Below are 11,381 nucleotides of genomic sequence, written 5' to 3' on the forward strand. Positions count from 1 at the left end.
CAAAACGGCGCCAGGCTCACTCACGAACCCGCCAATCACGAGCAGCTTGTCGAGCAGGAGATATAGCATCACAGGCACACCACGCAATGTAGATCGGAGTATCAAGTGATCGTTTCCGGCGCCTGAGAAGCCATGATGATGGACGCATGCACCGGCGCCCCAACCGCACCTGGTTTGTCGCGCAACAAGGTCGACAGGATCGCGGTGTCATTGAAACGGAAACGCGAGAGCATGATGTTGCAACTGGCCATTTTAAGGACTTGGGCGTTGCTCATGCCGGCAAGCAGGTCTGCAATCTCGGCGCTGATGCCTAGCCGGAAGATCGCCTCGGCGCGGTCGTGCCGGATCATCTGCTGCGCAATCATCAGGTAACTCAGATTGACATCACGAATTTCGGACAAGTAATCGTTAGACATGTGAGTTCAGCCCTTATGTTAATAAGCGAATACTTCTTGTAATACGTCGAGAGTCTTGGCCATGGTGTCTTCACCAATGACGCCGAGTTTTCGGACGAGGCGGGACTTTTCCAAGGTACAGATCTGATCCAGCAGGATCAGCCCCTCCTTCTGAAGAAAGGTCACCGGAATTCGAAACGGCGCAGGCAAGTCATGCGTGCTCATCGGCGCCAGGATCAGCGTGCTGAGGAATTCATCCATCTCCTCCGGCGACACTACGACGCCGGGCCAACGCTTCTGGATAACGCCGCCGACCTGCCTCTCGGAGTCGACCAGCCAGACTTCGGCACGTTTCACCATGAAAAGCCCGCATCCGCATCAGGCGGGATCAACGGCCAAGCGATTGCCTGATCCGCAGAGCGGGCGGCAAGCTGCTGACACGCTTGCGCCCAGCCTTCGCGCGATTTCTTCTTCGGCTTACGGATCACGATCGCTTCGTTTTCCACTTCGATTTCCACTTCCCCAATATCAAGGCCGGTCTGCAAAAGGAACGGTTTGGGGATCAAGACCCCTTGCGAATTACCCATCTTGCGGATTGCAGTCTTCATAGAAATCCCTTTAACAGCATGTTCTAACATCGTACAACAAAATTTCCAATAAGAAAACTTTAATAAAAACAATGTTGGAACAAGGCATCTATTGTACCAACGTTGTTATAACTCAAGGAAAGGGAATCGTACGAACCGCGCAGCTGCTGGGCGCAGTTGCACGCTGAAATTCAAGTGAACAATAAGCTCACTTGAAGTCGACTCGGAGTCGGTTCACTTAAAGAGAAGAATCAACAGCCAGGCGGCGGAGAGTGAAGGTCGACGCGACGTCGCCTGCGGGGAATGGAAGTTCAAACGGCTAAGGCTAGAATGGACGCCCCATCCCATTTGCGGACGGTGCCCATTCCATTTTCAAGCTAAGGACAAGACCGGCGCGGCGACTTCAATAAGTCGTTGCCGGCCGCGAATACGAGGGGCAGCCGTGTTTACCCCACCTGTTGCCACATAGATCCCATTTGCATTTCTCGCGTCGAAACAAATTCGGGATACGCTCGCATTTTGCGAGCACTTTGCGCACATGCGCCGTCTTCGAGTCGACGGGCTGATCCGCGTAACGTGAGGCAGCCAGTTGCCTTTGCGCACGCGCCGCCTCGTTGGCGCGCCCTACCTCAAGTTTGCGCTGCAGCTCCTTGTCCGCCTCCTGCTTGATCCGGTCGATTTCACGATCCTTGGCGAGCCGCGCAGGAGCAGGCTTTCTCGAAGCGGCCTTCGTGCTGGCCTCCTTCGTCCTGCGCTCCTCGCCCGCCTTGGCCTTCGCTAGCGATCGTTGCGTTTCCTTCGCCGACTGTTTCGCCGCCCCGACCAGCCCGGGAGCAATCTGCTTCTTGTCACTCTTGTCACCTGCAGCACCGGCCTCAGCGGCTTTAACTGCAGGTCCTGTGGAAGGCGTATCTGAAAGCGACTTCTGCACGTCGCCCACGTCCTCCACGCTTTCACCGGAAGACGGTTCAACACGCGACCGGAGCATTCCGGATACACGCTCCTCCGGCAATGCGCCGTGACGCTCAGTGGACGTAACCAGGTCAGCATCCGGCTCACCCTCTTCTGTGGGAGGGGGCTTGCCATCATAGGGGAGCTCGCTGGAACTAATGCCGCGTACGGTCGAGGAACGGTTCGTTTCTGGCGGCGCGGCGACGCGTTCAGACAATGAAGCGCCGGCGCTGTTTTCAACCGTGGACTGGACCGCTTGTCCAGCAGGGCGGAGGGCCCATGAAGCGCCAAGGCCGACCGCCGCTCCGACGGTGAAAATCGCGAGCATGAGGATGTAACGTGTAACCGCACTCTTTTTCCGCAAGCCATCTGGTCCGTCTTCCATCACGTACATCGGTTGGCCACGGTCATGCGTCGAGAACTGAGGTGAACTGGACGCGTCCTGTGAAAAAGATCCGGCGTCGATCTTCCTTGATGCTGATGCTGTGCCACCGGCACGACTTCGATGGCCGGCATGATGATATGCCGCCTGACCAGAGCCTCCGGATGCGGGAGATTGTGTATGGATTGCTGTATTGTTCGGCGGCTTCGATGACATGGAACCGGTCAAATGGCGAGTCCTCCTGAAGGGTACAGTGCAAATGCGCGTACTGAATTGCAGACGAGACAGCGCTGGATATCTGCGGCGCGCAGCACGCACCTCATCCAGGCTCGGGGGCTCCTGCGGGAAGCCCATTTTTCGCAGTTGTTGGCTGCATGCGGTACAAACCTTGCCATAGCCGGAACAAGTCGCCCCGCAATACCGGCATTGCATTTTGATTCGTGGCACTTTTCGCCCGCCATGACAGCAGGTGGGCAAATCGTTTAATTACTAAGACTGAGCGTAAGAGGATAGACCGACGCTTCCAGGCTTTCCACAAGGGTTATGAAAAATCCAAGCGAAATTTGATCGACATCACAATAGGCAAGATGCAGCCACTCAATTCACCAACACAATGCAGAAAGAAAAAACGGCTGCCTGATCGTCGGCTGCCGTTCAAGAATTCTGGTTAGCAATTTCTGTTGCGAAGAATATCGCGTTACTACAAATTTAGTTCATACACGATTTTCCACTGCCCGCCTTCCCTTGCCCAATACTGGCGCTTGCGAATCGAGGTCTTGCTCTTTCCGATCGAGGATTCCTGCGTGAAAGTACTGACGATCATGTCCTCGCGACCGGGATAGTAAAAGTGTGTGGTTTCGCGCAAGGCAATCGACAGCTTCTTTACACCACGCAAGGACTGTTGATGCTTGGCGAACCAGGTGCGCAGGTCTTCACCACGATCCGAACGGAATTTCCTGGAATAATTTGCCATCATGCGCTGCGGGCTGAGACTCTCCACGTCGCGCCGCCAGTTGTCCACCAGACGCATTGCGTGGCCGCGCTCGTTGTCCCATTTGGCCTTGCTGATGAAATCGATCTTCTCGCTAATGACCACCGGCGTTTTGCCGATCTCGACGGAATTGGCAAGCCGGTGCAGATCGGGATTGGTCAGTACGACGCAGCCGTCGGACGACAGCGGCGGCCGGCTGAAACTGTCGGATGGGGTGCCGTGCAGCCAGATGCCGGACCCGCCACGCCCGTTAAACTTGTCCCACTCGTTCGGATAGTTGATCGGCAGCGCGCCCGAGCCGTAGAAATCGGGCAGCCGCTCCCCGGGCAGACGGCTGGTGATGTAATAGACACCGAGTGGCGTCTTCTGGTCGCCTTCCTTGAACTTGTCGACGCCCAGCTTGCCCTGGCTGACGTAAAAGTCCGTGATGAATTTCAGCCGACCACCGTCGTTTTCATACACAAACAACCGGGAACGCTTTGCATCGACCAGCAGCACATGCTTCTGATCTTCCCGCAGCTGCAGCACCTGACGGGGCAACATCTCGGGACCAGGACGCTCGCGCAGCGATTTCAGCCGCACAATCGCCTCTTCGCGCAGGTTGCGCAGCTTGTCTTCCGGCCCCTTCACAGCGCCGAGTACGGACACCGGGCGGGTGTGCATCAACAGAAGGTCGCCGCGGATCAGGTGCCCGAGGCGAAAATTCGGATAGGCCTCGACCAGCGCATCCACCTTCTCCTGCGCCTTGCGCAGGTTGTTGGCGCCGAGCTCCTTGTAGACCTCGATCAGGAGGACTTCAGGATCCGGCTTGTCAGTGCTGGCCAGGGAAAGAATCGGGCTGGACACCTTTTTCTCGGCTGGAGCCGACGGCGCCGCCCCGCTCGCAGAAACCAGCAGGCATGACAAGCCCAGGCCGACTGCAAGCCTGGACATGACACTTGCCCGGCCGTACGTTGATTCGAAGCGAAACATCAGCTACCCGTATTCTCCTGCTTGATTCTCCACTTGCCCCCCTGCTTTGTCAGCACCAGCGTCTTGCGGGTGTTGGCGGTCAGGCGATCCGACACGTAGATCTGTCGAAACTTTACCGTAGCAGTGTTGCCGTTGACGCTGACTTGCGGCGACTCAACCTTCACGCTGATACGACCCTTGCCATCGATCCGCGTGCGGCGCTCTGCTTCCCATGTCTTGCGGGATTGCCTGCCTGGGACCTGGAAATCGCTGCCATAGTAGCCGAGGTAGGACTTCACATCCTGGTCGCTCCAGGCGCGTGCCCAGTCATTTACAACATCAAGAACGACGTCGCGTTCGGCATTGCCATTCTGCTCTGGCTTGCTCGGCGCCGGTTTGGACGCTTCCGGTTTTGCTGCTGCGACTTGTTCAGCCGGTGCGGTTTTCACAGTCGGAGCAGCCGGAGCGCTCGGAGCCGGCGGCGTGACTGCCGCCTTCGGGGCTGGCGCAGGAGCGGCCGCCCGCTCCGGTGCTTTCGCCACCGCGGTTGGTGGAACCGGTGCAGCCGCCACCTTGGTGTCAGTGCCATTGCCGACCAGCGAGCGAACCAGCGTCAGTTTTGACTTGGCAGCTGAATTGCCGCTATCGAGCTGAAGTGCCTTGTCGTAGGCCTGGCTGGCAAGCTTGGCATGCACGTCGCCGAGATTCTCGTAGGCCGTCGCATAGCTGGGGTTGGTGCGAATGGCGGCATCCAATGCAACGCGTGCCTTGTCATACTGGCCGGCGGCGGCATACAGCACTGCAAGATTGTTGTACGGCTCAGGCAAGCTCGGATAGTCTTCGGTGAGCTTGGTAAAGATCGTGATCGCTTCGGCCGACTTGTTCTCCTCGGTGAGGATCACACCCTTCATGAAACGCATCTGTGCGTCGCGCGGGTTCCTGCTGAGGTAGGCATCCGCCTTGGACAATGCTTCGGCGTACTGGCCGGCACGCATGAGCTTGCTGACGTCCGTGACGTCATCGGCCAAGGCGGGTGCGGCAAACAGTGCCGCGACAAGGCCGCTCAATACGATGGATGTATTCAGTGCAGAGCGCAAACGGAAAGCAGTCATGCGACGCGAGGTGAAAGTCATGTTGTTCTGGTGTCGTTACGGGGCTTGGTAAGGCTTCCACCGTGCCCGGCCGGGTTTTCAAACGTGTGCATTCTAACCTTCCCGACCTGAATCCGCCATTCCGGACGTCTTTGCTTACCAGCGTGGCAACGTACCGGAACGAGGAACGGAATGAAAAACCTAGGTCATTGCGATATCGGTCCGGGTGGATGAAGAGTGACGAAACATGCAGAAGCTGTGAATGATGAAAATGATGAGAATGATGCAATCCCTCGTCATGCAGCTCACTCCTTCGCCACCCCGGCTTCAGTCGGCTTGCCGGCTGCGCCGTCGTGCTGCGGCTCCAGGGTGAGTTGATAAGACATCTGCAACTTCGACGGCTCTGCCGGATCGGCGACAACGAGATCCACGGAAGCCATTGGTTGCGTTGCCTGCGTTGCCTGCACCTGGACAACAGGTGCTGTCGCTTGTACAGAGCCGGCCGGCATAACTTCACCTGGCATCTGGGTCATCCAGGTCGCGGCCACTGCCACGCCTGCAGCAAATGCGGCTCCGCCAAGAAGCGCGACGAGGGGACGCTTGACTGCATTGCTGCGCACAGCGGGCACCGGCGAATCAGCGAGCACCGCTTCCGCACGCACGCGCCAGTCACCGACCGCCTCGCTCTTCTGCGTCATGCGTTCCATCAGGTCGCGGGCGACTGCCTGCGCTTCCTCCTGTTCACGCTCGATCTTTGCGCGCAACAAGTCTGCCTGCTCCGCGGTATTTTCAGAAGACTCCTTTTGCTTGCGAGCGGCTTCCAGCGCCTGGCGCTCAGCGGCAAGCCGCGCCTCTTCGGCTGCCGTGGCCTCGGCTTCTGCAGCCATGCGTTGCCGGGCCAGTTCTGCCGCTTCACGCTCGGCTGCTGCGCGTTGCTCGGCATCGGTGCAGGCGGCCTCTTCAGCCTTGATCTTTTCCCGGATGGCGTCCAGCGCCTGCTGTTCTGCCTTGGCGCGCGCACTTTCAATGCGGGCCAGTTCAATCGCTTCGCGGGCATGCGCTTCAGCGGCTTGGGCGGCCAGCAGTTGCTGTTGCGCCTGCTCGGCGGCTTTCTCGAGGAATTCCTTCTCGGCCGCTGCCTGTGCCTCGCATGCCAGGCGCGCCTGTCGTTCAGCCTGTTCCCGGGCACGACTGATACGTGCCTGCTCGGCTTCCATCTCTGCACGAGCCTGCGCGTCTGCGCATGCATTGCGTTCTGCAGCCAGCTTTTCGGCGGTTGCGGCGAGCATCTTCTGTTCCGCGGCGATCCGGTCGCGCTCCAGGCGCTGCTTTTCCTGGATCGCGGCCAGTGATTGCTGCTCGGCGTTGGCGCGCTGGCGCTCCAGGGTCGCAAGCTCGATCGCCTCGCGCGCCTTGGCGATCGCAACTTGTGCCGTCTTGCGCCGCAGTTCTGCCTGCTCAACCGCCTTGTCGAGCAGTAGCTTCTCTGCTGCGGTCTTTGACTCGCTGGCCTCGCGCAGTTCACGTTCTGCCTGTTCGCGCGTGCGCATGAGCTTTGCGCGTTCGTCTTCTGCCTGCGCCCGCGCAGCGGCGTAGTTGCGCGCCGCTTCCTCGGCTGCGCGTTTGCCGCGGATCGCCTGCAACGCCTGCTGTTCAACGACCGTGCGCTCCTGCTGGATGCGCGCCAGTGCGGCGGCCTCCTCGGCCTTGGCTTGCGCGGCTTCGGCGGCCTGGCGCTCCAGCTCGGCCTGCTGCGCCGCGTGTTCCAGCCGTTGCTGCTCCGCCGCGCGGCGGGCTTCGATGTCACGCCGCGCCTGCTGCTCCTGCTGCTCGCGGGCACGCAGCGTTTCCGCCTGCTCCTGCTCGGCCTTGGCGCGTGCTTCGGCTTCGGCGCGGGCGGCCTCTTCTGCTTCGCGGCGCTGCTGCAGCGCCTCCAGTGCCTTTTGCTCGGCGTCGGCGCGCTCACGCTCCGATTGCGCCAAGTTGGTGGCTTCGCGCGCCTTCAGCAGGGCTGCCTGCGCTGCCTTGCGCTGCAGCTCGGCAGCGGCCCGGGTCCGTTCTGCGGCCAGGCGGGACGCAGTGCTTTCTGCCTCGAGGGCAGCGCGCAGGGCGCGATCGGCCTCTTCCTGGGCACGAAGCACCGCCAACTGTTCCTGCTCTGCACGCAGGCGGGCCTCGGTTTCCGCGATGGCGGCCTGTTCTGCAGCCAGCTTTTGTTGCGCTGTCTGCAGTGCCTGCCGGGCGATGTCGGCGTGCTGGCGTTCCAGTTCGGCTTTCTTGCGCAGTACTGCGAGCGCTTGCTGTTCATCCATTGCGCGCTGGCGCTCCAGCTTTTCCAGCTCGACGGCTTCGCGCGCTTTCTCAATGGCAGCCTGCGCGGCCTCACGCTGTGCATTGGCGCTTTCAATCGCCTTTTCCAGGGCCAGCTTGATCGCGGCGCATTCGTCTTCCTTGGCGACTTGCGCAACGTGGTCCGCCTCCTGCTGCATCTGCAACAGTTCGGTGTGCTGCTGTTCTGCTTCGGCACGCGCCTTTGCCTGTGCAATGGCGGCTTCCTCGGCGCGGAGCTTTTCCTGCAACGCGGCGACAGCCTGCTGCTCGGCGATGGCACGGTCGCGTTCTACGCGGGCAACTTCTACAGCCTGGCGTGCACGGGTTGCAGCCAACTGTGCGGTTTGGCGCTGCAGATCGGCGTGCTCGACAGCGCGGGCATACGCCTGCTGCTCTGCCTCGGCCTGTTCGGCGGCGAGCCGGGCGGCGATGCGTTCCTGCTCGACGCGCTTTTCTGCGAGCCGCCTGGCGCGCTGCTCTTCCTCGCTACGGGCGCGCGCGGCATCAGCGATCTTCTGCTCGGCCTCGGCACGCTCGCGCGCTTTTTCGATTGCGTGAGCTTCTGCCGCGATGCGGGCGCGGCCCTGCATGTCGGCGTAGTGTTCGGTTTCGACGCGCGTGAGCGCCATGGACTGCAGTTCGCGCTCGGTCTGGATGCGGGCTTCGGTCGCTGCTCGAATGCGTTCCTCGGCATCGCGGCGGGCCTGTGCCGCCTTCGCGGCCGTGGCTTCGGCATGCTCGCGTCGTGCGGCGGCGTCGCGCATCTCGGCTTCAGCTTGCAGGCGCAGTTGCAGCGCCTCGGCAGTCTTGCGCTCGAGTTCGATACGCGCCAGCGCCGCTGCTTCCTGCTCCTGCTCGGTCAGCACGCGGGCACGCGCTTCCTCGCGTGCCTGGATTTCGATCGGTGCGCGGCTCAATGCGGCCTTGAGCGCCATTGCCTCCGCACGCTCACGGTCGCGGGCGATCTTGAGGGCTTCGCTGCGTGCCTGTGCCAGCATTTCGGCAGACTGGCGGGCTTCCTTTTCGCGGCGCTCCTGCTCGCGCGCCAGTTCTGCGATGCGGGCATCGGCGCGGGCGCGGGCTTCTGCTTCCTGTCTTGCGGCCTCGGTCGCGGCAATGCGCTGGGCAGCCTGCCACCGGGCGAGTTCGGTTTCCTTGGCGAGCTCTTCGGCTGCGGCAGCAGCGCGTGCGCCCAACTCTGTCTCGGCAGCGATCTGTTCGGCTGCGCGCTGGCGGGCCTGCGCTTCAGCGCGGGCGCGCTCTTCTGCAATGCGTTTTGCTTCGGCTTCAGCCTCGGCGCGGGCGCGCAATTCGGCGACTTCCTTCTTGACGGCGGCAGCGCGGGCTTCGCTGGCCTCGCGCGCCTGGCGCTCCGCTTCGAGACGGGCGCGACTGGCTTCGATGGCTTCTTCGGCGGCTTTGGCGTTCTGGTAGGCTTCGGCGGCGGCTGCGGCTTCGAGGCGTGCTCGGTCTTCGGCCAGGGCACGGGCGCGCGCTTCGGCATGGGCGCGGTTCTCGGCGGCGACGGTGGCCTTGGCTTCAGCTTCGACGCGGGCAATTGCTTCGCGGATGGCTTTCAGGTCGACTGCGCCGGAACGCGAATCATGCGAGCCTTGCTCGATATCGTCGTCCTCAAGGGAGGATTCCTGCCCGTTGAGCTTGTTGCGCGTCGCCTGATTCATGTCCATGTAGTGTGCTCCCGCTGGATTCCGGCGGATTGTTGTTCATGCCATGGGCCGGAATTTCATAACATGCATTATCCGGATGCGGAGTACAAATGAGCCCTTGAACAGAAGGGAAATTCCGAGCCAGTTCCTGAAATCGTTTGCCAACCTGTTATCGGCCATTCAGAATCAGGCGTTTCCTGGCAAAAAAGGCATTGAAAATCTCACGCAATCTCACGCAATCAGACGGCAAAAAACTGAAGATGGAGACAAGCTCAACAAGCGATTTGCGCGTGCTCGTGGCCGACGACAATCCGGTAAACCGGGAGGTCGCGCTGCGCCTTCTGGAAAAGCAGGGTTGCATCGCCGAAGGCGCGGTCGACGGCGCACAGGCAATCCAGATGCATGGCGCTGCACCCTACGCGTTGATCCTCATGGATTGCAACATGCCGGTGCTGGATGGCTACCAGACAACACAACGAATCCGGGCAATGGAAGGCAGCGGCCGGCGCACGCCGATCGTCGCGCTGACGGCGGGCGGACCAGGCGAAGCGGAACGCTGCCTGGCCGCGGGCATGGACGATTTCCTGCCCAAGCCTTTGCATCCGCGGGCACTGGCCGGGGTGCTGGAGCGGTGGCTTTTCCCGCTGACAGATGGCGAACAGGTCAGCAATGCAGGAGATACCCATACGTTGAACGAGGTGGATGAGCTGGAAACGGTGCAGCAGATGTTCGGCCCGGATTTCGCGGAGCTTGCCGCGCTGTACCAGGCGGACAGCCCCCCGCGGCTTGCCGCGCTGCGCCAGGCGCTTGCCGCTGGAAACGGTTTTGAACTGGCCAGGGTTGCCCATGCGCTCGGCGGCAGCAGCATGTCGATCGGCGCCACCGGCATGTCCGCGATGTGCGCCCTGCTGGAACAGCATGCAAAGAACGCGATGCCGGCCGATGCGCCGCAACGGCTCGCGGCGATAGAAGTGGAATACGCCCGTATCGCAGGCAAGCTACGGGACTTGCTTGCAAACGCTTGATACCACCCACTGAGCAAGGTCGTCGTTACACGCTGCGTACGACCATCAGACCCGCTCGCAGACCGATTCTCACATCCGGATTCGGAAAGACCACGTACTCCGTCTCCGGCCCGACGCGATACACAATGCCCTCATCCTCCGCGATCACCGCACCGGGCGGCATCGGCGTGAAGTTTTCGGTCGCGCTATCAAAGGCGAAGCGGAAGCTGTCACTGTGCTTGACCAGCTCCTGCGCCACCCGATACACGACAGGTCGTTTTGCAGTGGCCGGCGCCGCTTCGCTCAGGACGAAGGCTTCGAGCGCGGCATCGGCCGCCGCGAACCGGCTCAGGTCATTGTGCCCAAGCTTCCCGATCCGGCCGAGCTCCACCGTGGCACTTGTCGCACCACATTGCATCGCCGTGTAGGCGCTGAACGTGCCTGCCGATGGTGCGCTGAAGATTACCGCTTCGACGCCGGCCGGCCCTAGCCAGCCGAGCAATTCCTGCATGTCTCCGCCGGTATCCGGAATCACGGCGAATGCCGGGTAATGCGAAGGCCGGATGGCGGTGTGCAGGTCGAAGTGCCATTTTCCTGCTGCCCCGGATTCGAAAAAGCGTGCTGCCGCCCGCATGATGTCCTCCGCGCGTCGCCCTTCCGCAGTGGCATGCAAGTCGCTTTGGCCGGTACGGAAAAGGCGGTTCAGGTCGACGTCGATGAAACGCTTTCCCTGCCCGATCGCCGCAAGATTGCCGACCACCACCATCAGGTCCACGCCGAGCCGATGCGGCGCACCTGCCAATCTGGCCAGCAGGCCGGCCAGCATTTCTATCGGCGCCGTTTCGTCACCATGAATGCCAACCGACAGCAGCAGCTTCCGGCGCTGCACCTGCCCGGGCCGCACGAGTTGCAGGATGCCATCGGCGGGTTGGCTCACCGAAAAGCCGGCGTTCCGGAAGCCATCGGCGACTTGTGCGAAGTCGCCATTCGCCAGGGCGCGCACCGATGCGGGCAAAGCGCGTGTCACGATT

9 protein-coding genes are annotated in these 11,381 nt (G+C 61.4%); 1 reads left to right on the plus strand and 8 read right to left on the minus strand.

The genetic code is table 11. From position 1 onward, the window contains the following. Positions 1-101 precede the first annotated feature (101 nt). From flhD to ACYVIA_RS15540, 7 genes are all read right to left on the minus strand, one after another. Positions 102-416, minus strand: coding sequence for a flagellar transcriptional regulator FlhD (gene flhD, locus ACYVIA_RS15510; protein WP_460842309.1), 315 nt, complete (start codon positions 414-416; stop codon positions 102-104). 18 nt (positions 417-434) lie between these two features. Then, entirely contained in the window at positions 435-755 is a 321-nt protein-coding gene (locus ACYVIA_RS15515; RefSeq protein WP_460842311.1) for a type II toxin-antitoxin system PemK/MazF family toxin, read from the minus strand. After that, complete coding sequence (locus ACYVIA_RS15520) at positions 749-1,003, minus strand: AbrB/MazE/SpoVT family DNA-binding domain-containing protein (protein ID WP_460842313.1); 255 nt, start codon at positions 1,001-1,003, stop codon at positions 749-751. The genes ACYVIA_RS15515 and ACYVIA_RS15520 overlap by 7 nt, the downstream gene beginning before the upstream one ends. Before the next feature lie 382 nt (positions 1,004-1,385). Further along, positions 1,386-2,543 carry a hypothetical protein gene (locus tag ACYVIA_RS15525; RefSeq protein WP_460842315.1) on the minus strand — a complete coding sequence of 386 codons (1,158 nt, stop codon included), beginning with the start codon at positions 2,541-2,543 and terminating at the stop codon, positions 1,386-1,388. Positions 2,544-3,015: 472 nt separating this feature from the next. Further along, positions 3,016-4,239 (minus strand): L,D-transpeptidase family protein, encoded by a 1,224-nt coding sequence (locus ACYVIA_RS15530; RefSeq protein ID WP_460842316.1) that lies wholly within the window; start codon positions 4,237-4,239, stop codon positions 3,016-3,018. A gap of 38 nt (positions 4,240-4,277) precedes the next feature. Then, on the minus strand, positions 4,278-5,390 hold the full coding sequence (locus ACYVIA_RS15535; protein WP_460842318.1) for a nuclear transport factor 2 family protein: 1,113 nt from the start codon (positions 5,388-5,390) through the stop codon (positions 4,278-4,280). Between the two features lie 263 nt (positions 5,391-5,653). Next, positions 5,654-9,367, minus strand: a complete 3,714-nt coding sequence (locus ACYVIA_RS15540) for a coiled-coil domain-containing protein (RefSeq protein WP_460842320.1) — start codon at positions 9,365-9,367, stop codon at positions 5,654-5,656. A 191-nt stretch (positions 9,368-9,558) separates the two neighbouring features. Between ACYVIA_RS15540 and ACYVIA_RS15545 the strand changes: the two genes are divergently transcribed. Further along, the gene (locus ACYVIA_RS15545) at positions 9,559-10,371 is read left to right on the plus strand and encodes a response regulator (protein WP_460842322.1); all 813 of its coding nucleotides are present in this window, start codon (positions 9,559-9,561) and stop codon (positions 10,369-10,371) included. A 25-nt stretch (positions 10,372-10,396) separates the two neighbouring features. Here ACYVIA_RS15545 and ACYVIA_RS15550 read toward each other — a convergent pair whose 3' ends face one another. After that, positions 10,397-11,377: a succinylglutamate desuccinylase gene (locus ACYVIA_RS15550; RefSeq protein WP_460842324.1), complete on the minus strand. Its 981-nt coding sequence runs from the start codon at positions 11,375-11,377 to the stop codon at positions 10,397-10,399. Between the last annotated feature and the right edge of the window lie 4 nt (positions 11,378-11,381).

The organism is Noviherbaspirillum agri, assembly GCF_054780595.1.